The sequence below is a fragment of the Orbus hercynius genome (genome assembly GCF_003634275.1).
Classification (GTDB): domain Bacteria; phylum Pseudomonadota; class Gammaproteobacteria; order Enterobacterales; family Orbaceae; genus Orbus; species Orbus hercynius.
Genome location: NZ_RBWY01000004.1, coordinates 1 through 23131, shown reverse-complemented (window position 1 = coordinate 23131; position 23131 = coordinate 1). Strand labels below are relative to the sequence as shown.

17 protein-coding genes are annotated in these 23131 nt (G+C 37.3%); 7 read left to right on the top strand and 10 right to left on the bottom strand.

The genetic code is table 11. The features are described 5' to 3' along the window. The first annotated feature begins 46 nt into the window (after nt 1-46). Complete coding sequence (gene ptrA, locus DES39_RS09070) at nt 47-2926, top strand: pitrilysin (protein WP_170143381.1); 2880 nt, start codon at nt 47-49, stop codon at nt 2924-2926. A 69-nt stretch (nt 2927-2995) separates the two neighbouring features. On the opposite strand, the gene uspA is transcribed toward ptrA, so the two are convergent. The 7 genes from uspA to rpsU form a co-directional block, all read right to left on the bottom strand. Next, nucleotides 2996-3454 carry a universal stress protein UspA gene (gene uspA / locus DES39_RS09065; RefSeq protein ID WP_121145470.1) on the bottom strand — a complete coding sequence of 153 codons (459 nt, stop codon included), beginning with the start codon at nt 3452-3454 and terminating at the stop codon, nt 2996-2998. Between the two features lie 62 nt (nt 3455-3516). Continuing rightward, nucleotides 3517-5019, bottom strand: coding sequence for an inorganic phosphate transporter PitA (gene pitA, locus DES39_RS09060; protein ID WP_121145469.1), 1503 nt, complete (start codon nt 5017-5019; stop codon nt 3517-3519). Nucleotides 5020-5225: 206 nt separating this feature from the next. Then, nucleotides 5226-6197 carry a bile acid:sodium symporter family protein gene (locus tag DES39_RS09055; RefSeq protein ID WP_121145746.1) on the bottom strand — a complete coding sequence of 324 codons (972 nt, stop codon included), beginning with the start codon at nt 6195-6197 and terminating at the stop codon, nt 5226-5228. A gap of 229 nt (nt 6198-6426) precedes the next feature. Further along, complete coding sequence (locus DES39_RS09050; protein WP_121145468.1) at nt 6427-7812, bottom strand: NCS1 family transporter; 1386 nt, start codon at nt 7810-7812, stop codon at nt 6427-6429. Between the two features lie 389 nt (nt 7813-8201). Next, nucleotides 8202-10040: an RNA polymerase sigma factor RpoD gene (gene rpoD / locus DES39_RS09045; RefSeq protein WP_121145467.1), complete on the bottom strand. Its 1839-nt coding sequence runs from the start codon at nt 10038-10040 to the stop codon at nt 8202-8204. 311 nt (nt 10041-10351) lie between these two features. Further along, the gene (gene dnaG, locus DES39_RS09040) at nt 10352-12136 is read right to left on the bottom strand and encodes a DNA primase (protein WP_121145466.1); all 1785 of its coding nucleotides are present in this window, start codon (nt 12134-12136) and stop codon (nt 10352-10354) included. A 121-nt stretch (nt 12137-12257) separates the two neighbouring features. After that, on the bottom strand, nt 12258-12473 hold the full coding sequence (gene rpsU, locus DES39_RS09035) for a 30S ribosomal protein S21 (protein WP_121145465.1): 216 nt from the start codon (nt 12471-12473) through the stop codon (nt 12258-12260). Between the two features lie 243 nt (nt 12474-12716). On the opposite strand from rpsU, the gene DES39_RS09030 reads away from it, so the two are divergent. The 5 genes from DES39_RS09030 to nrdG all read left to right on the top strand — a co-directional run bounded on the left by DES39_RS09030 (nt 12717) and on the right by nrdG (nt 19397). Beyond that, entirely contained in the window at nt 12717-14291 is a 1575-nt protein-coding gene (locus tag DES39_RS09030; RefSeq protein ID WP_147405433.1) for a phosphoethanolamine transferase, read from the top strand. 36 nt (nt 14292-14327) lie between these two features. After that, nucleotides 14328-15338 (top strand): porphobilinogen synthase, encoded by a 1011-nt coding sequence (gene hemB / locus DES39_RS09025; RefSeq protein ID WP_121145463.1) that lies wholly within the window; start codon nt 14328-14330, stop codon nt 15336-15338. Between the two features lie 167 nt (nt 15339-15505). Then, nucleotides 15506-16528 (top strand): DUF481 domain-containing protein, encoded by a 1023-nt coding sequence (locus DES39_RS09020; RefSeq protein WP_121145462.1) that lies wholly within the window; start codon nt 15506-15508, stop codon nt 16526-16528. 215 nt (nt 16529-16743) lie between these two features. Further along, nucleotides 16744-18879, top strand: a complete 2136-nt coding sequence (gene nrdD, locus DES39_RS09015; RefSeq protein WP_121145461.1) for an anaerobic ribonucleoside-triphosphate reductase — start codon at nt 16744-16746, stop codon at nt 18877-18879. A gap of 44 nt (nt 18880-18923) precedes the next feature. Then, nucleotides 18924-19397 (top strand): anaerobic ribonucleoside-triphosphate reductase-activating protein, encoded by a 474-nt coding sequence (nrdG, locus tag DES39_RS09010; RefSeq protein ID WP_121145460.1) that lies wholly within the window; start codon nt 18924-18926, stop codon nt 19395-19397. Nucleotides 19398-19418: 21 nt separating this feature from the next. Here nrdG and can read toward each other — a convergent pair whose 3' ends face one another. The 3 genes from can to metK all read right to left on the bottom strand — a co-directional run bounded on the left by can (nt 19419) and on the right by metK (nt 21938). Further along, nucleotides 19419-20105, bottom strand: a complete 687-nt coding sequence (gene can, locus DES39_RS09005) for a carbonate dehydratase (RefSeq protein WP_121145459.1) — start codon at nt 20103-20105, stop codon at nt 19419-19421. Between the two features lie 113 nt (nt 20106-20218). Beyond that, entirely contained in the window at nt 20219-20719 is a 501-nt protein-coding gene (locus tag DES39_RS09000) for a SprT family zinc-dependent metalloprotease (RefSeq protein WP_170143380.1), read from the bottom strand. A 64-nt stretch (nt 20720-20783) separates the two neighbouring features. Next, nucleotides 20784-21938: a methionine adenosyltransferase gene (gene metK / locus DES39_RS08995; RefSeq protein WP_121145457.1), complete on the bottom strand. Its 1155-nt coding sequence runs from the start codon at nt 21936-21938 to the stop codon at nt 20784-20786. 238 nt (nt 21939-22176) lie between these two features. Here metK and murI point away from each other — a divergent pair, with 238 nt between their 5' ends. Further along, nucleotides 22177-23001 (top strand): glutamate racemase, encoded by an 825-nt coding sequence (gene murI, locus DES39_RS08990; RefSeq protein WP_211324678.1) that lies wholly within the window; start codon nt 22177-22179, stop codon nt 22999-23001. The last annotated feature ends 130 nt before the right edge of the window (nt 23002-23131 follow it).

Sequence of the window (23131 nt, the reverse complement as noted above, 5' to 3'; positions counted from 1 at the left end):
TTAGATGCTGAGGCTTTTTAGCATTATCAAATGTATGGAGAGAGGTATGATGAAAAATAATTATCTTATATTAAGCATGTATTTACTTGGGCTTTGGTGGAGTATCATGCCTGTATATGGAGTTGATAACACAGTTCCTTATACCATCGTATCCAATACGATTAATAAAAGTGAACGCGATGATCGTAACTATCAAGTGATTCAACTTGAGAATCAAATGAAGGTGTTATTAATTTCTGATCCTAGTGCAGTTAAATCACTGGCTTCTTTAGCGCTTCCTGTTGGTTCTTTACAAGATCCGATGTCACAACAAGGGTTAGCCCATTATACAGAGCATATGGTACTTATGGGCTCGAAAAAATATCCACAACCATCAAGTTTCTCTGAATATTTAACGCAGCACGCTGGTAGTTATAATGCTAGCACCGCCAAATATCGTACGACGTTTTATTTCGAAGTGGAAAACAGTGCTTTTGATGGTGCGGTCGATCGTCTTGCTGATGCTATCGAAGCTCCACTACTTAATCCTTCTAATGCAGATAAAGAGCGTCATGCTGTTGATGCTGAATTAACGATGGCACGTGCGAATGATGGCTTTAGAATTGGTCAAGTAGATGCTGAAACGATCAATCCCAAGCATCCAGCGGCGATGTTCTCTGGTGGTAATCTTGAAACATTAAGTGATAAACCTAATAGTGTTTTACAACAGGAGTTAGCTAAGTTTCACCAAAATAATTATTCGGCTAATATAATGGTTGGTGTGTTATACAGCGATCAACCGCTTAATCAGCTTGCTCAGCTTGCCGTGGATACATTTGGGCGCATTGTGAATAAAGATATTACTGTTAAACCAATTACTGAAGTGGCTTTAACGCCAGATACGCTAGGTAAATGGATTTATATGCAGCCGGCACAGCCTAAAAAAATGCTTTATATTCAATTTCCAATGGAAAATGATTTAACGAAATTTGCCGATAAAACAGATGAATATATTGGCTATATGATCAGTAATCGTAGTCCTGATACGTTATTTGATAAATTACAGAAAAAAGGCCTTATTGAATCAATTAGCTCAAGTAGTGATCCTATTCGATATGGTAACAGCGGAATATTTGGTATTTATGTCAATTTAACGGATAAAGGATCGGCAATGCGTAATGAAGTGATTGCAGATATTTTCGCTTATTTATCATTACTATCCAAACAAGGCATTAGCCAAGATTATTATGACGAAATTAAGAAAGTACTCCAGTTACAGTTTAAATATCCCGATATTACGCGAGATATGTCATATGTAGAATGGTTATCGAGTCAAATGTTATTTTATCCGACTGAGCATATTTTAGACTCTGATTATGTTGCAACCAATTTTAATCCGCAGGCTATTGCTGCGCGGTTGAAGGGACTGACACCTGAGAATGCTAGAATTTGGGTGATTGCACCTAATGAACAAACTGACAAGTTAGCTTATTTTGTTAATGCGCCTTACCATATTGAAGATATCACCGCCGGTGATCTTAAGCATTTACACGCTTTAATACATAATCATGATTTTTCATTACCGCTGATTAATCCTTATATTGTTGATAATTTCGAATTAGTTACACAAAGTAATGATAAGCGTGCACAGGATGATACTTTTAACGCTTCGGGTAATCATATGCACTTTAGCAGTCAGTATTTTGCAAATGAACCTAAAGCGGCGATTATATTATCGCTTCGTAATAATTGGGCATTTGATTCGGCTAAACGGCAAGTTATGTTTTCTTTACTTGACTACATTGTTAGTCGGGAGCTTGCAACACTAGATTTTCAAGCTAATGTGGCTGGCGTAGATTTATCAACAAGTGCTGATTCGGGATTATCGATAACCTTATCAGGATTTAATCAACATTTGGATGAAATGTTAGTTGAAATTTTAGCCACTTATCATAATGCCCTGATTGATAAGAATACCTTGGAACTCGCTAAATCATGGTATCTAGAAAAATTAGCCGCAGCGGATTATGCCAATAGTTACTCATTGGCCCTACAGCCTATTAATGCTTTATCGAGTATTCCGTATTTTGAGCGGGAGACTAAAAAATCGCTAGTTGAAGCTATTACGCCAGCTCAATTAGTTCAATATCGTCAGCAATTACTGTTTGACTCTGTGCCTTATATGTTCAGTTTAGGTAATTTATCTTATGAACAGAGTGCTAAAATGTATCAAGATATTAGACAGACACTTAATGAAAAGTCTCAGTATCAAAAAAATCAAACTATTAAGATTGCTTACAAAAGTGATGCGATTATTTCTAAAAATACGCAAACTACCGATAATGCTTTATTAATGGCATTTGTGCCAAAAGGTTATGATAAGATTACTAGTCAGATTACGAGCTATTTATTGTATAAAATTATTTCGCCGTGGTTTTATGATCAGCTGAGAAGTCAGGAGCAGCTGGGTTATGCTGTATTTTCGCCACCGATAGCTGTTGGTGATAGTACAGGTATTGGTTTTTTGATTCAAAGTAATCAATATGATCCAGCCTATCTTAATGAACGATATCAAGCATTTTACCCGATTATCCTCGATAAGCTTAACGCTTTAACTGATGAGCAGTTTGCACAATATCGTCAAGCAACAATTGATGAATTATCGTTACCGCCACAGACACTCGATGAAGAGTTCTCGGATTATTTAGGTGATTATTATCAATCGCTATTTGATTTTAAGTCAAAACAGCAACGAATTGTTAGGCTATCTAAATTAACTAAAACAGAGCTAATTGAGTTTTATCGCCAAGCAGTTATGGCACCAAATGGTTTAGTTATCGCATCGGAAGTATTAGGCCAGCAGCCGGATAAAACGATGAAGGCTGTATCAGGCCTAACGCCTTATCAAGGCGCTAAAGCATTGCAAGACAAACTGTTACAAGACTAATATTGATTGTGCGTTTATCAGCTAATAAAAAACCGGCTAGTTAGCCGGTTTTTTTATGATGACGAATGATTATTTTATCTCTGTGGCGCTTTCTGTAACATCATCATCTTTAAGAGGAACGATTAACGTATCAACATGGGTATTATTAATGAGCTGACGTGCTGAAGACATTAATTTGCTCCAGAAGTCTTGATGGTGACCACAAACGACAAGATCGGCGCCATATTCGTGAATGGCTTCAATTAATACTTGACCAAATTCGCCATTGCCCGAAAGCGTGTGTGCAATAGGGTATCCTGCACTGTCAGCAAGTTTATTGAGTGCAATGTGAGCATCTTCAGTAATACGGTCTTTCATATCATTCATATTAATATCCACTAATCCAGTGTAGAGATCTGAATAATTAATACCAACATGGATTAACGAAATTTCTGCATTGTATGGCTTAGCCATGGAAACAGCTTTTTCAACGAGTACATCACTTTCTGGTGATAAATCAACTGCCACTAAAATATGTTTATAAGCCATCATTTTCTCCTCTGTTCTTTTAACTTCCTAAAATCAGCCATCTACCTTCTTTATATTTACTACTAAATCAACATTTGAGCAAGCCAAAAAAGTGATGCAGATAACAAAATTGAAATAGGAAGTGTTAAAATCCAAGTTAAAGCAATACTCTTTATGGTTTTGCTTTGAACTCCACCACCGTCAACAAGCATGGTCCCCGCTACTGATGAAGATAATACCTGCGTTGTTGATACCGGCATACCAGTATAACTGGCAATACCAATTGATAAAGCAGTTGTGACCTGAGCGGAAACGCCTTGAGCATAGGTCATGCCTTTTTTACCAATTTTTTCACCAATGGTAATCGCGACGCGGCGCCAACCAATCATTGTGCCAATTGCCAATGCTGATGCAACCGCAATAATGATCCAGATAGGTGCATATTCAACCGTTTCTAATAAGTTATTTTGTAATGACTTTAGGTAACGCTTATCTTCGCTCGATACGCCAGGTTCTTTTGCTGCATGACCGACAGTATCTGATAGGCATAATAAAACCCGTCTTGCTTGAGAGCGCTGGGTAACGGTTAGTGTATCGTAATCGGTTAAGTTATGAAAAAGAGATTTTGCGATATCTACCGTGGTAAATAAACGCGAATAATCACAATGATACTGAGTTAAATCAGTTGTTGGGATATCGGCATTAACCGGGCTTTGTGCATCAACAATTTCACTTAATGTTTTTTGATGAGTCAGAAAATATTCGTCGATATTGTTAATCGTATCTCGTGTATTGGTGATCTCATAGGTCGATGCGCTCATATTAACAATAAAGCCAGCAGGGGCTACGCCCATTAACACGAGCATTAACAAACCGATTCCTTTTTGACCATCATTAGCGCCATGAGAAAAGCTCACACCAGCAGCTGAAACGATAAGCATTATTCGAATCCAAAATGGTGGCTTCTTCTTACCATAAAGCTTTTCACGTTGTTCTGGCGTCATAAAAATACGTTCACGTTTTTTACCATTTTTCTTACGCGTCCAGACTTTTCTGAGGATAAAGATCATTAGACCAGCTAACACTAAACCAACAATGGGTGAGATGATTAACGAAAGTAAAATTTGAATCATTTTAGGGATGTTTAAGGCATCAATAATCGATGTATCGGTAATGACGGCATTGGCAAGTGCAACGCCAATAATCGAACCGATTAAAGTATGCGAACTTGATGCGGGAATACCAAGATACCAAGTACCTAAGTTCCAAATAATTGCAGCAAGTAAAATGGAAAATACCATTGCTAAGCCATGCATTGAGCTGACATTTAACAGTAAGTCAGTTGGCAATAAGTGGACAATAGCATAAGCTACGCTTAAGCCACCAAGTAACACACCAAAAAAGTTGAAAATACCTGCCATTAATACGGCTAATTTCTCTTTCAATGCTTTAGTATAAATGACGGTAGCAACAGCATTGGCGGTATCATGAAATCCATTAATTGCTTCATAAAATAAAACAAATAATAGGGCTAAACCTAAAAAGATAAGTGTCGAAATATCTAAATCAGAAAATAGATGGAACATATCGGCTCTTTATGTAGTTAATCAAACAGCGCTATTATCCTAAAGAATAGCACATCAGCAAAGTAATTTTTATGATTTTGATTATATTTCTTTCGGTTTGCCTTTTTTTATGGGCAAACCGTCGATGTTTTATACGCAATTTTCATTTAATACAAAATTTTAATAAAATTATTTGATTTGATATTATTATTAGGCTATCAAATTCATTAATCTTTACGCTTCGCATACCGGCTTGCGAGTACAGCACAAACCATTAATTGGATTTGATGAAAAATCATTAATGGTAATACCATTAATCCCATAGATGATACCGGAAAGATAACGCTTGCCATCGGAATCCCACTTGCTAAACTTTTTTTCGAACCACAAAAAACAATCGTAATTTCATCTTCTTTATTAAAACCAAGCAATCTTGCTCCATAGGTTGTGATGAGTAAGATAAGTGAAAGCAGTAGAAGTGAAAATATAATAATAGATGTAAAAGATAATGCATCGATTTGATGCCAAATGCCATTAATAACCGCATCACTAAACGCAACATAAACGACTAATAAAATAGAGGAGCGGTCGGTCTGGTTAATTAATTTTCGATGTGAATCAATCCAACGCGCGATCCAGCGTCTGGATAAATGACCTACCACAAACGGTAACATCAGTTTGAGCATGATTGAGGTGATCGCATCGATGATACTCATACCTGTACCTGCTTGCGCATGCATAATAAATGCAATGAGTACTGGCGTAATAAAAACACCAAGCAGCGTTGAAGCTGATGCACTACAAACAGCAGCTGCGACATTCCCTCGAGCGATTGAGGTAAAGGCAATTGCTGATTGTACTGTTGCAGGTAATGTGCACAGATAGATAAATCCTAAATAAAGATTCTCAGATAAAAAGTTAGGTACAAAAATTTGTAATCCGAGCCCTAATAGTGGAAAAATGGCAAAGGTGACAATAAATATAGTGAGATGTAAGTGCCAATTACGAATACCGTTAATGATTGACTGTAGCGATAGTTTTGCACCATGCATAAAAAACAGCAAACCAATGGCAAATGTCGTCAGATATTCAAAAAAGACTTTAACATTACCGGCACATGGAAAAAGTGTTGCAAGAATAACAACAGTGATGAGTGTTAATAAAAAGGGATCAATTTTTAATGATTTTATGATATTCATAGCAAAAATTAGAGGTGAATATGAAGATAAGTCAGTCATCTTCATTGAATTAGAGATAAAACATAGTATATAACTAATTTTGACAATTCTGAATGCAGGAATGATGTTTATTCTGTTTTAATCTATCGGGTACGGCTATTTTTGTTAATTATCTCTAAAGCAAGAGTGAACCGGCTTGTCTGGCTCACTCGTGTTAACTTTTATTTTCAGCTAATCTCAGGCCCAGTATTTATTGCTCAAAAATGGTCCCTTTTTTAAATGGTGAGTGCTTAAAGGTGTATTTCATTAATATAAAATAAGCACAGCCACCGACCACAAAACCAATAATCCAAGACAGATCGACTTCACAAAAGGCTGCCGCAGCACCAATTAGCATGGCAAAAATGGCGGGTTTATTGACACCACTAAATTGTCCTTTTTCATTATATAGTTCGATAATATCAATAGTTTGTTTTCTAAGAATGTAATATTCGACGAGTAAAATAGCGACAATAGGCCCTAAAAATGCGGAGTAAGTTAATATAAACATCCCTAATCCTTTTGCCGATGAATCTTGTATTAAGATCCAAGGAAATGACGCAATCGCAAGTAAACCAGTAAGCGTGACGGCAACCTTATATTTAACTTTAGTGAGCAGTGTGATGATATAAGCAGGAGGAATAATATTGGCGACCATATTAACGGCGATGGCACCTAGCACGATAAATGCAGAGACGGCAACGGTGATATAAGGATTATTGACTACAATTGCAAAAGCTTTGACCGGATTGGCATTGGCAGTGACCGAAGCTAGCATGGCGCCAATCGTTAACACAAAACCATAGGCGATAACAATCGGTAAAAAATATAATAGCCCACGTTTGGCATGACTAAGACCGGGGCGTAGCTCCCTCGAATAGTCAGCTGCACTCAAAAATATTGCAGCATAATTGCCTAAAAACATCATAATAAAGCTAAAGAAGGGTAATCCCCAAGTGCCTTTTGTGTATAACCATTTTTCAGCGATAACGGTTTTGTGATTGAGTAATAATACACAAAAGACATACATAAGTGCTAACATGATGACGGTTGAAATTAAAATTTCAACCCACTTAACCGCATGAAAGGCATATAACGATAATACGATTTGCACTGCTTGTAGGATTAAAAAACAGATAAATACATTATTAAAAGCGCCCGCTGAACATACCTTAAAGATTTCATTTAAAGCTGTCGCGCCGATCCAGCTTTGAAAGCCATACCAAATGATGGCGGGAATACCTCTTAACAGAGAAGAGATAATAGCTCCTTTTATGCCAAAAGACATGCGCAGTTGCACAACATAAGGAATACCAGTGCGATAACCTAGTCGATCATTTAATGCAAATATTGATGAAATAATACCGATAGCGATTAATGCTGCAACCAATGTTTGCAATGCATTCATAATTGCAACACCGGCAAACACTAAACTTGCCCCAAGTGCCATATTACCCAAATTGACACCATCGCCGATCCACATGAAGGCATAAGCAATTGGGCTGACGGTACGTTCTGCTCTGCATTTTGGTACTAATGATTGATCGATATTGAAAGTTGGTGCTGATGAAGTCGAAGGCGTGTTTGTTGCTGTCATTCTGTATTATTCCTTATATTTAGCTAATCTTGTTAAGATCCATAGCGATACAGTTTTTATCTACGAATAAACATCCTTATTACTATCGTTATAGTATGGCGATATTGTTGAATATGTCTGTCCTTGAGTCGTCAATGGTTTCATTGTGTTAGTGCGGCATATCTTAACGGTAAGCATATGCGTTACTTAGATAATGCAATTAATATACCAAAAAATGAATTTTATAAGAAATGAATACTAAACAATCATGCAGGTTATTTTGCGGCACAATATTGCTATGTCATGCGCTATAGGTGCAGCAATGTGCACTAGCAAAAGGCAGAAATCAATTAGAATGAGGAAAAAAGAATATCCGCTACATTGTGTAGCGGATATGAGGGGGGCGACGATTATTCGTCAAGGAAACTGCGTAAAACATCAGAGCGGCTAGGATGACGTAATTTACGTAATGCCTTCGCTTCAATCTGACGAATGCGTTCACGAGTGACATCAAATTGTTTACCGACTTCTTCAAGAGTATGGTCAGTATTCATATCGATACCAAAACGCATGCGTAGTACTTTTGCTTCCCTTGGAGTTAAGCCTGATAAGATATCACGCGTTGCTGCACGCAAGCTTTCTGAGGTCGCTGCATCAAGTGGTTGCTCAATTGCAGTATCTTCAATAAAGTCACCAAGATGTGAATCTTCATCATCACCAACCGGTGTTTCCATTGAGATCGGCTCTTTGGCAATTTTCAGCACTTTACGAATCTTATCTTCCGGCATTTGCATTTTTTCAGATAACTCTTCCGGCGTTGGTTCGCGGCCAATTTCTTGCAAAATTTGACGCGAAATACGATTGAGTTTATTAATTGTTTCAATCATATGCACAGGAATACGAATCGTTCTGGCTTGGTCGGCAATCGAACGAGTGATTGCTTGACGAATCCACCAAGTTGCGTAAGTCGAAAATTTATAACCACGGCGATATTCGAATTTATCTACGGCTTTCATTAAGCCGATATTACCTTCTTGAATTAGATCAAGGAACTGTAATCCACGGTTAGTGTATTTTTTAGCAATTGAGATAACGAGACGTAAGTTAGCTTCAACCATCTCTTTTTTTGCTCTTCGAGCTTTTGCTTCACCAATTGACATACGTCTATTGATGTCTTTGATTTGTTCAATAGAGAGATGTGTTTCAGCTTCGATAAGTCGTAATTGTTCAACTTGCTGTGCAATTTCAATTTCAAAATCACTCAATCTGGCAGCAAACGAGTTTTTCGATTTAACCGCTTTTTCAAACCAATCCATACTATTTTCGTGACTGGTAAAATAGGCCATAAACTGTTTTTTCGGCATTTTAGCCTGTTCAACACATACTTTCATTATGACACGTTCATGCGCTCGAACCCGTTCCATCATTTCACGCATGTTATTAACTAAAATATCAAACTGCTTACCAACTAAGCGAAACTGTTTGAATATTTCAGATAAATTTTCGATCTCTTGTTGGGCTTTCTTATGCGTTCTGCCATGTTTTTTGATTGCGATAGAAGTGATTTCATGTTGCTCTTTCAGGGCAGCAAATTTAGCTTTGGCCACTTCTGGGTCGATTGAGGTATCATCATCGCTAGAATCAGACTCTTCATCTTCGTCTTCATCTTCATCATTAACATCGATATCAGCGGATTCTTTTTCCAAATCATCTGGTAATTCGTCAGGTCCTTCCTCAACATTTGGATCAACAAAACCAGTAATTAAATCGGAAAGACGAACAGTACCAATTTCAACAAGATTATATTGTTCTAAAAGATAGGTAATCGCTTCTGGATATTCAGAAACAGAGGTTTGAACTTGGTTAATACCATCTTCAATTCGTTTTGCGATATCAATTTCGCCTTCACGAGTCAACAGTTCAACTGCACCCATTTCGCGCATATACATACGGACAGGATCAGTGGTACGACCTATTTCAGATTCAACATTCGATAGCACTAAAGCGGTTGCCGCTTCAACCGCTTCTTCATCAGGTACGTTTTCTGATAAAAGCATTTCATCTGTGTCTGGAGCTTCTTCAAGAACTTGAATCCCCATGTCATTTATCATTTGAATGATATCTTCGATTTGATCCGAATCAATAATTTCTTCTGGTAAATGGTCGTTGACATCAGCATACGTCAAATATCCAAGTTCTTTACCTCGAATAATGAGATGCTTTAGTTGTGATTGAGAGTTTTGCTCCATATCAAAATATCCACGTTTTGTTGTTTAGTAATGGGGTAATATCACTTACCCAGACTAAATACTTTTGATTATCAATAACATTATCAAGAGACCATTGCTATTTATAATAGCGAGAGCTAAAGTTAGATTAGCTATGTCTGTTTTCTCAGTTAATAGTGATATACGATGAATAAAAGTATATATTATTTCAATCTTACTTAGATTATTGGGCTACTTACCAAGTAAGCTACCCTTGTAGCCACTCAATTTTTGATATCACATTGAGCCTTTACGCTATTTTTCCAGCAATTCAGCTGTATTATTATCTATATTTAGTCTTTTTTAGATAAAACAAGTATTAGGGTTGCTAATTCTTGTTTTTCAGCTTCAGTTAATTTTGTCATTCGATCTTTTGCAATGAGTTCATCTTGCCTTTGGATCAGTATATTATCATATAACTCTTTTAAAGTATGAGAAAAAATCGTTGAGATCTCCTCTTCAGCGTATTTATGTTCCCAAATTGCTAGCGTGTTAAGTTGTTTGACAATCGGCTTATTGGCGAACTCTGTTAAAATTTGAGCGGTAATAATATTTGGCCGTGTTTGACAGATTTCTAAAAGCTCAATAAAGACATCAACGCCAGCGAGTTTCACGGGTTTTAAAGTATTGATATCTGGCACGAGTTTAGCCAGTTCTGGATACTGTATTAACAACCCAATCAAAATTCGCATCGTTGTTAACTTCATTTTGATTACCGGCATTTTATTATCTAATTTCGGTTGCGCTGAATCTTGGTTATCGTATTGCTGTAATAGTTTATCGATTTGGCTAATATCAAGAAAACCTAAATAATCACCTAATTGTTGTTTTAGATTTAGACTAAATGAGTGTGCTTTAATTTGTGCAATTAACGGCAGCACGAGTGAGCTGAGTTTAGCTCGACCTTCTGATGTTTTTAGATCAACTTGGCTTAATAGTTCATCAAATAAAAATTGTGACAAGGTGATACCATTATCTAAACGCGTTTCGAACAGTGCTTTGCCTTCTTTGCGTACTAAACTATCGGGATCTTCATTGTCAGGTAAAAAGACAAATTTAATTTGTTTACCATCAATTAATGTTGGTAGTAATACATTGAGCGCTCGCCAGGCTGCCCGCCGGCCTGCGGCATCGCCATCAAAGCAAAAGATAATATTATCCGTTGCTCTAAACAGTAGTTTGATATGATCCTCTGTTGTGGCCGTTCCTAAAGCTGCAACAGCGTAATTAATGCCAAACTGAGCGAGTGCAACCACGTCCATATAGCCTTCAACCACAAGCAGTTTTTCTGGATTGCGATTAATTTGTTGTGCTTCATACAATCCATAGAGCTGATAACCTTTATGGAAAATCGCTGTTTCGGGTGAGTTGATATATTTTGCTGAATCATTTGCTTTGATCGTTCGACCACCAAAAGCAATAATATTGCCTTGTCGATCGCGAATGGGGAACATAATTCGGCCACGGAATCGGTCATACTGATTGCCATTATCATTACTAACTAGCATACCAGCTTGGTCATAAAGTTTTTTCTCTTGCGCAGTTTTGGCGATATGATTAAACGTTGAACGCCACTCATCAGGAGAATAGCCTATTTTATAGTGGTTAATTGTTGTGTCATCGAGTCCTCGACCCGTCAAGTATTCCTGGGCCTGTTGCGCATCGCGAGACGTTAGCTGCGTGTGATAAAAATCAGCCAACTTACCCATCATTCCATAAAGATCGCGACGAATATTTTGTCCTGATAACTGAGGTTGATGTTGTGTGTTGGTTGACGTTTCAACATGAGGAACAGTAATGCCGTGCAAATTAGCTAACTCTTCGATCGCTTCTGGGTAGGATAGGCGATCATAATTCATTAAGAAATCAATGGACGAGCCACCTGCACCACATCCAAAACAGTAGTACATCTGTTTTTTTTCACTGACAGAGAAAGAAGGCGTCTTTTCGTTATGAAATGGGCAGTTTCCCCAATAGTCTTTTCCTCGTTTTTTTATTTTTATCCGTTGTCCCACGATATCAACAATATTGATTCGGGCAATTAGATCAATAATAAAGTCTTGAGGAATTCGCTTCATAAGTGGTTATATCCAATTTACTTGGCATAAAGACAACAAACCGTACATATAGTACGGTTTGAGTATATCTGGACTAATTTATAGTATAAGGCTTTAATGAATAATCAATAGCAACTAATAATTAGTATAAACGAATACGACGCGCGTTTTCTCTTTCTAGTTTTTTAGCATGACGTTTAACCGCTGCTGCTTTAGCTCGTTTACGAATCGTTGTTGGTTTTTCATAAAACTCACGATTACGTACTTCAGCTAAGATTCCTGCTTTTTCACAAGAACGTTTAAAACGACGTAATGCAACATCGAAAGGTTCATTTTCACGTACTTTAATTACTGGCATGTGCCTCTCACCTCAAAAAAATTATTTGGATTTTTACCAGCCAGAGTCAAAATAATTAAATGGCTAGCGTTAAAAAATTAGTGCTGAATTGTACTGCTAATAGCTATTGCTTGTAAAGCACTTTATAAAATTATTGTTAATTAGGTGTTTTAATTATTCTTTATTATTTTAATTGGTTAATGGTATGATTTGGATCTTTTACATAATACTATCAATTTTATTGAAAACACAAAGCCTTATTTTATGAAAAAAATTAGTATATTGTTCCTTATTGTACTTTTATCATTAGTGCCCTTATTAGGAGCAGAGCAGGCTCCACTTTTATTTAAATTTAGAGAGTTTTTCCTTACCTTTTGTTATATTGTTTTCGCTGCTTTGCTATGGCGAAATAAATATACTCGGATTGTCTCGGTTATATTAGTTTTGCTTTGGGCGGTAAATAGCGCTATCGCAATTATTATTTATCAACTCTTCGATAGCCAATTAAATTATCAATTGGCGATGACAATATTATCGACAAATAGGCAGGAGTCGCAAGATTTTCTCTTTGCCTATTGGCACATTTTATTTATCAGTTCATTATTATTTTGTGCATTACTTTATTTTGTGCATGTATGCTCAGAGATACTATCTCGGCGAGTATTGTTACTACTCTCAGCTATTTTATTATTAACTGTCACTTATAAATATGCTGAATCAGCCTTTAGAGGTCGTTTGTCTGATCCGTCCTTTAATATGGCGGAAAAAGTGTTACCTTATACGTCGCTCTATAATTTTGGTATCTTTAGCCGTGCTTATCAAGAGCTAAACTTATTAAATACTGTTGCAAATTATACGCCAACGTACCATTTTGTGTTGCAAAATACCAATATTGATACGTATGTTATTGTTATCGGTGAATCAGCGAGACGAGATCATTTCGGTTTATACCATTATTCAAGGCCAACAACGCCTAATATTGAGAACCAATTGAGTAACTTATTTGTTTTTGAACAAGCCATCGCTCCTGCGCCAATAACCACAATGGCATTGGCTTCAGCTTTAACCATTAAAGCGCCAGACGATATGACGCCAACTTTATTAAACGATAATATTGTTAATATGGCTAATCATGCTGGATTTAAAACATACTGGTTTAGTCGTCAAAATGTCATTGGGCAATATGAGACCGTTGTGACAAGTATCGCTAAAAGCGCTCAGCACAAAGAATGGCTATCAAGTGGATATGATGATGTTTTATTAACTAAGCTTGATGAGGCATTAGCAAGTGCTACTCCTGATAAGAAAAAGAAACTGATCATTCTTCATACGAATGGTAGCCATTTATCTGCTTGTAATCAGTATCCCAAGGAGGATGGCAACTTTACCCATGGACGTTCTGAATATGAGGATTGTTACGATAATTCCATTTTATTTACCGATAAATTGCTCGGTCAGATTTTTGCAAAATTATCAACGCAGCATGCATCCGTACTGTATTTCTCTGATCATGGGCAATTGAAAAGAATAAAAAGAGGTGAGATTGATTATGTTCATGGTGCGATTAATCCGTCAAAAGAGTCTGTTGATGTGCCTCAATTTATTTGGTTTAGCCCTAGGGTTGAGCTTGTTGATAAAACAATAGGATCTTATGCGCAGCCGTATTCTACTACCAACAATTATTGGTTGGTTGCGAACTGGTTAGGGATAAATAAAATTAATGGTACTGAGATTTCATCGCCTTTAAAGACGGATTATTTACCACAAGATAAAATCATTATTATGGATACTCGATTAAATATATTTGATTATCGTGATTTACCGGCAGATAATAACTAATAAATTGATATTTGATAAACGTTAGGAGTTATGATTATGTCACCAATTATTAGTGGCGAATTTCCACAAAGACGATTGCGTCGTCTACGCGCCCATGATTTTAGCCGCCGATTAGTGGCTGAAAACCAGTTAACGGTGAGCGATTTGATTTATCCGGTTTTCATTGTTGAAGGTAATAATATTTGCCAGCCAGTAGGTTCTATGCCAAATGTACATCGCATGAGTGTTGATGTGCTATTAAAAGAAGCAGAAGAAGTTGCTAAGTTAGGTATTCCGGTTTTATCACTTTTTCCTGCGATTGAAAGTGATAAAAAATCATTATTAGCAGAAGAAGCATTTAATGAAAATGGGTTGGTACCAAGAGCGGTTAGAGCACTGAAAAAAGAGCTGCCAGAGTTAGGGATCTTAACTGATGTTGCGCTTGATCCTTATACCGTACATGGACAAGATGGCATTATTGATAATCAAGGCTATGTGCAAAATGATATTACCGTTGAAACGTTAATTAGACAAGCTATGGTGCAAGCTGAAGCTGGCGTTGATATTGTGGCACCTAGCGATATGATGGATGGGCGTATTGGTGGTATTCGTAGCGAGCTTGAAGGCTATGGATTTATCAATACACAAATTATGGCATATTCCGCCAAATACGCATCAAGTTTTTATGGTCCTTTCCGTGATGCAGTCGGTTCTGCTTCTAATATTAAAGGTGGTAATAAAAAAACCTATCAACTTGACCCATCTAATAGCAATGAAGCTTTGCAAGAAGTCTATCAAGATTTACAAGAAGGGGCGGATATGGTGATGGTTAAACCCGGTATGCCTTATTTAGATGTACTACGCCGGGTGAAAGAAACATTTGCCGTGCCGACTTTTGCCTATCAAGTTTCTGGTGAATATGCCATGCTGATGGCTGCGATTCAAAATGGATGGCTGCAAGATTCAGCGATTATGGAGTCTTTGTTATGCTTTAAACGTGCTGGAGCCGATGGTGTATTAACTTATTTTGCCAAGCATATTGCTCAGCAGTTAAACGCTGCTAAGTAACATCTAGCGCTATCTTGGTGTATATTGTATTGTTAATCAGATACACCATGCCTATTTTCCCTTCTCTTTACGATTATTTTAACTGCATTTATAGGAAAAACAGATTTGAACCTTTGTGATTAAATTGATACCGTATTACCTCAACTAATATTTTGGGGTTTTAGCGTATGACATATAAGTTTTTTACAACAACGATATTGGCTATGTCTGCTTCATTTACGGCGTTGGGCGATACAATTGAACTTAAAAATGGTGATAATTTATCGGGTAAGATAAAATTAGTCGATGGCAGCAAGGTATTGATTGAGACCGAATATGCAGGTGTAATTACCGTCGCTAACGATAAAATAAAAACGTTTTCTATTGATGAACCCGTCAAGATTAAAGATGGCGTATTTACGGATGCGCAATATGCTGACGCGATTACAACCGCTGATGATAGTAAAATCACCCTAGTAAAAGGTGAAAACAGTAAAACAATCTCAATTAGTGATGACTTAACGATTATTAAGAGTAGCGGACCATCATCATTAGTTCCTGCTGACTTAATTGTCAACGGTGCGTTAAACGCGGGTGCTTATTATAATAAAGGCTCATCAAAGTCAGAACAATATAGCCTAAATGGTAATGTGACGGCAAAGTACGACTTGTGGCGTCATGGTTTTCGTGCCGCAGTATTTAGATCTAAAGATGATCAAGATACGAGTAATTACTATTACACAACGCAATATGATGTTGATCGATTTTTCACACCATCCTTCTTCTGGCAGGGGAATGCGCAATATAAGCATGACTGGATTGAGGATATTAAAACGAAAACCAGTTTTGGTACTGGTCCTGGTTGGCAAGTCTGGCAAGATGAACTCTCTGCGTTGTCGTTTACTGGTTTAATTAGTTATCAGAAGATTGATTATCGTAATGGTAATGATTCTGTTCATCCTTTAGGATCAGTAAAGTGGAACTATTATCAGTTCTTCAGTGGTAAATCATTAAAATTTTTTACGACAGGTGAAATTGGTCGAAGCTTTAATAATGATGTTGATTTAGATTTATCGGCAACAGCGGGGCTCGCTTATCGTTTAACGGACTGGTTATCGATTAATACCAGCTTAACTCGAGAAAAAAGTACGACTAAAGATGGCGACTCGAGTAACACCAACTATAATATTGGTGTAGGAGTTAACTGGTAGGACGTCGTAATATAGACGAATGGGCATCATATTGATGTCCATTTTTTATGCTATTTTTAAGATGATGGCAGTATCTGTTTTTTTAATTATCATCACCAAGTTTTTACCTATCAATTTGATTCACTGAACATATCAAGTGGAAAGACACAATATATAGTGTATAATCCTAAAAAAATATCAATATATAGTTGTTGTCAAATCTAGGGGATATAAAAATGCCAGTAGTTGTCAAACGTGATGGATGCCAAACCGCTTTCAATGAAACGCGAATTCGTGATGCAATTTTAAACGCTGCCGTTGCTGCTAATGTCAATGATTCTGATTATTGTGCATCCGTTGCAAGGGTCGTGACTAATCAGATGACTGAACGTGATAGTGTCGATATTCACGAAATTCAAAATGCGGTAGAAAACCAACTAATGGCTGGCCCATATAAGAAACTAGCAAGAATTTATATTGAATATCGTCATGACCGAGATCGGATTCGTGAACAGCGTAGTCGTCTAAACCAAGATATTAAAGGCCTTATTGAGCAAAGTAATGTTGCTATTCTTAATGAAAATGCCAATAAAGATAGCAAAGTCATTCCGACCCAAAGGGACTTGTTGGCTGGGATTGTGGCTCGTCATTATGCCAAGCAATACCTGCTACCTAAAGACATCTCAAGTGCGCATGATCGCGGTGAGATTCATTACCATGATCTTGATTACTCGCCGTTCTTCCCAATGTTTAACTGTATGTTAATTGATTTAGATGGTATGTTGACCAAAGGCTTTAAGATGGGAAATGCAGAAATAGAGCCACCAAAATCAATCGCGACAGCAACCGCCGTCACGGCACAGATTATTGCTCAAGTCGCAAGTCATATTTATGGTGGCACCACAATTAACCGCATTGATGAAATTTTAGCTAAATTTGTAACCATCAGTTTTGAAAAACACAAAGCGATTGCACGGGATTGGCAAATTCCTGATGCGGTTGAGTATGCTCAAGATCGCACAGCAAAAGAGTGCTATGATGCCTTTCAATCACTCGAGTATGAAGTTAATACACTGCATACTGCAAATGGTCAAACACCTTTTGTGACCTTTGGTTTTGGATTGGGAACTAGCTGGGAATCAAAATTAATCCAACAATCGATTTTGAAAGTACGTATTCAAGGACTAGGCAAAAATCACAAAACTGCAGTGTTTCCTAAATTGGTGTTTGCAATTAAAGATGGCATCAATCACAAAGTGGGCGATATTAATTATGATATTAAACAATTAGCGTTAGAGTGCGCCTCTAAACGTATGTATCCTGATATTTTGAACTATGAAAAAGTAGTGGAAGTAACTGGCTCATTTAAAACGCCGATGGGATGTCGCAGCTTTTTAGGGGTGTACGAAGAAGAGGGTAAACAGATTCATGATGGCCGAAATAATCTTGGTGTGATTAGTTTAAACTTACCACGTATTGCCATTGAAGCGAAGAGTGATGAAGCAACATTTTGGCGGTTACTCGATGAACGCTTAGTATTATGTAAAAAAGCATTAATGACTCGTATTGCAAGGCTTGAAGATGTCAAAGCAAGGGTTGCTCCGATTTTATATATGGAAGGTGCTTGTGGCATCAGATTAAAAGAAGATGATTCGGTCATTGAAATATTTAAGCATGGTAGGGCATCTATTTCATTAGGCTATATCGGTATCCATGAAACCGTAAATGCCTTATTTGGTCATATAACGCATCCATTTGATAGTGATACACTGCGCGATAAAGGTGTGCAAATCGTAGCTAGACTTCGTCAAGCTGTTGATGCATGGAAAAATGAAACTGGATATGGATTTAGTTTATATAGTACGCCAAGTGAAAACTTATGTGATCGTTTCTGCCGTTTAGATACTGCAGAGTTTGGCGTTATTTCAGGTGTGACTGACAAAGGTTATTATACGAATAGTTTCCATCTTGATGTAGAAAAGAAAGTGAATCCATACCAAAAAATTGAGTTTGAAAAGCCTTATCCTGAGTTGGCGAATGGTGGCTTTATTTGTTATGGTGAGTATCCAAATATGATAAATAATATTAAGGCATTAGAAGATGTCTGGGATTATAGCTATAGTCGTGTGCCTTATTATGGCACAAATACACCGATTGATGAGTGTTATGAATGCGGTTACGCTGGCGAGTTTGCCTGTACGAGCAAAGGATTCACTTGCCCAAACTGCGGTAATCATGACTCTGCAAAAGTGTCGGTTACCCGCCGTGTATGTGGATATTTAGGTAGCCCAGATTCAAGGCCATTTAATGCAGGTAAACAAGAAGAAGTCAAACGCCGAGTTAAACATCTTAGTAATGGGCAAATAGGCTAATATATTGGTATAACTTAAAATTAAGTGCGAGTACTAACTGAATTATGAATTATCATCGTTATTATCCTGTTGATGTCGTTAATGGTCCAGGCACGCGATGTGCCCTGTTTGTCGCAGGCTGCGAGCATCAATGTCGTGGTTGTTATAATAAAAGTACTTGGCCACTTAATTCTGGTATGGTGTTTACGCAAGAATTAGAAGACCAAATTATTGGTGATCTCCAAAATACCGAGATTAAGCGCCAAGGGTTATCGCTTTCTGGCGGGGATCCGCTCCATCCGCAAAATGTGCCTGCAATTCTCAAATTGATTAAGCGCGTGAAAACAGAATGTGATAATAAGGATATTTGGTTGTGGACCGGTTACTTACTTGGGGATTTAACCAATGAACAGCAAGCCGTTTTACCGTATATCGATGTTTTGATTGATGGTAAATTTGTACAAGAGCTTGCTGATCCTAAGTTACTTTGGCGTGGCAGTCGTAATCAGATGATTCACCACTTACATGAAAAATTCTAGTACTACTGTTAAATAAAGCCACTATTCATTGGTAGTGTCTTTATTGTCATTATATAAATCATGTTGATTAAGCAAGTTTGAAATTGCTTCACGGTAAGTGATTTCTAAATTTTCACGGCTTGAAGAACTAATTTTCAAATCAGTAATTTGGCCGTTATTGATACCATAAACCCAACCGTGAATATTGACCTTTTGTCCTCGTTGCCAAGCTGACTGTAAAATTGTTGAGTGACCTAAATTATAAACTTGCTCAATAACATTGAGTTCGCACAAAATATCCATGCGTTTTTCAGCGGGAAATTCGCCAAGTAATGAACTATAGCGGAACCAGATATCACGAATATGCAATAGCCAATTATTGATTAAACCAAGATCTGGATTTTCTACTGCAGCACGTATACCACCACAATCTAGATGGCCACAAATAATAATATCTTCAATGCCCAATACATCAATTGCATATTGTACAACTGATAAACAGTTTAAATCGGTATGAATAACCAGATTGGCGACATTACGATGAACAAATAATTCCCCAGGTTGCAGTTCAGTTAAGCGTTCCGCAGGTACTCGGCTATCAGAACAACCAATCCATAAAAATTTAGGGTTTTGTGCAATAGCAAGATGCTTAAAAAATTCGGGATTTTCTCTGGCGACTCTTTTAGACCATTCATGATTATGTGAAATGAGGTCTGAAATCTTTTTCATAACAAAGCTTCTTTGGTTAGTTGAGAGTTTAGTTTACTGATAGTCATCTTAAATATCAATGTTGATATTTAGATAATTGAAAAGATTGGTATTAGTTATCTTTTCTATGATATCTATTTTGGTTGTAACAAGGATCGGCAATTTTTGCAATAATATTGTGCTTGATGATGACGTATTTTGTTATGTCGAATCGCGGTTAATAGGTGATTCTTACACTGGCAGTAATAGTGATATTGCTGGCGAATTGTACTTTCTGGTAGGCGAAATGTATGCGTACGTCTTGCCGCAAGTTTGAATACCTCTGTCATGACACTTTGCCACTCTTTGCCATGAGGTTTGACGTGGCCAAATTTCTGATAAACAATGAGATGGGCAAGCTCATGGGGAACCACTTCATCAATAAATTGACTATGATTATCAAGCAACATAGCAAGATTGAGTTGTATTTGCCATTGTTGGAGTAGCGCACTCCCTGCGATACTACCTTTATTACGATAGATGATTTGTGGTTCGGCAAATATGGTATTAAAAAATCGACTCGCGATGAGTAAATACTGCCTTAAACAGCTCATTACATCATTATGAAGGTCGATGGGTACGCTTAATTTATTCATTAGGATGATGTGAGTCATTCTCTTCACGGCAATCAATCTTATTTTGCCGTGAAGATATTATTGATTATTTTAAATTCGCTGCGTCACGTAATAATTCGGCTTTATCGGTTTTTTCCCACGGGAAAATATCACGACCAAAATGCCCATAAGTTGCAGTTTGTTGGTAAATGGGTTGAATAAGATCCAACATTTGAATTAAGCCATAAGGACGTAAATCAAAGAACTGTTTAACTAACGCGATGATTTTATCATGGGCGATTTTTTCAGTACCAAATGTATTGACATAAATTGATGTTGGCTCTGCAATACCAATTGCATAAGATATTTGTAGCTCACATTTATCAGCAAGCCCCGCTGCAACAATATTTTTTGCGACATATCTTGCTGCATAAGCTGCAGATCTATCGACCTTAGATGGATCTTTACCTGAAAATGCCCCACCGCCGTGATGGGCTGCACCACCATAAGTATCAACGATAATTTTCCGTCCAGTAAGTCCGCAGTCACCCATCGGGCCGCCAATAACAAATCGACCCGTTGGGTTGATAAAATATTTTGTACGAGCGGTTAACCATTGTGCAGGCAAAGTCGGTTTAATGATCTCTTCCATTACGGCTTCTTGTAAGGCTGAGTGGCTAATTTCTTCTGCGTGCTGGGTTGATAGCACAACCGCATCAATACCTTTAACTTTATTATCTTCATAAATTAAAGTAATTTGGCTTTTGGCATCGGGTCTTAACCAAGGTAATGTGCCATTTTTTCGTACAGTTGCTTGTCTTTTCATTAATTCGTGCGCGTAAGTAATCGCTGCAGGCATTAAATTGGACATTTCATTGGTTGCATAACCAAACATAATACCTTGGTCGCCGGCACCTTGAACAAGTGGGTCGCCACGATCAACGCCTTGATTGATATCCATTGATTGTTTACCAATTGCGTTTAACACCGCACATGAATTCGCATCAAATCCCATTTCGGAACTGGTGTAACCAATATCTTTGATGGTTTGTCTTGTTAGCTCTTCGATATCCACCCAGGCAGATGTCGTAATTTCGCCGCCGACTAAAGCCATTCCTGTTTTTACATAAGTTTCACAGGCGACTCGTGCCTTTGGGTCTTGTTTTAAAATTGCATCAAGCACCGCATCAGAAATTTGATCTGCGATCTTGTCTGGATGACCTTCTGAAACTGATTCTGATGTGAATAAAAATTCCGACATAATAATACCTTTCAATTCTATATAAGCGTGGAACAGAGATAAAACAAATAATGTGATTTAGCGGTTTTACCATCTAGACGGCTATTTTAATCAACAAATCAGTAAAAATCCAGCAATTCAGATAGATTAATTTATGAGGGGCATAGGAAAATTTTTGTCATGATATTGCATAAAATCCTATTTACCATAGCATATACGATTATATTTAAGAAAATGGTTAGGCAGGTATAAGCGATTTATGGCACTTCGTATTCCCAATATATTAGTATTTGACTCAGGTATTGGTGGGATATCTGTATATGACGAGATCCGGCAAAAGATTCCGCATGCCAACTATATTTACTTATTTGATAATGAAGCCTTCCCTTATGGTGATAAATCAAGCTACTTTCTTATCGAACGAGTTAAAGCGGTTATTGATAAAGCGGCCTCAATGTTTGATATTGATATTGTGGTCATTGCGTGTAACACGGCAAGTACAATATGTTTACCAGTTTTGCGAGCATCATTCTCATTTCCTATTGTTGGCGTGGTGCCGGCAATTAAGCCGGCAACACAAATTACGCGTAATAAATGTATTGGCCTATTAGCAACTAAAGCGACTATTGAGAGAGAGTATACCCACAACTTAATTCGTGATTTTGCACAGGGATATCAAATCGAGCTATTAGGTTTGTCTGAACTAGCGCTAATTGCTGAACAAAAATTACAAGGTATTAAGGTTAACCAAGCTGAATTAAGAAAGCTTATGCAGCCTTGGTTATCTTTAAGTATTATACCTGATACAGTTGTGCTAGGTTGTACACACTACCCATTTATTCGACAAGAGCTGTCAGCTATTTTTCCTGATGCAACATTTATTGATTCGGGTTATGCCATTGCAGCTAGGGTTTATCATTTATTAGAAGATAATTTTGAGTTAACCAGTACATTATCGCAATCACTACAGACACATTATTTAGTTTGTAGCACACTATATAATGAACAAGTACAAAAAATAGTGGATACCTTGCAAAAATATAATTTTTATAAATATCAATTAGTTAAAATTTCAGGTGTTTAAAGGTTATGCGATCAAGTTGAAATATGTGTTTTTTAGCTTGAAGAAAAAAATAAGATGTCTATAATGCGCATCCACTGACGTAACGCAAGACCTTCTGAGAAGGCGGTTATATTGGTGAGACGGTCAAAAC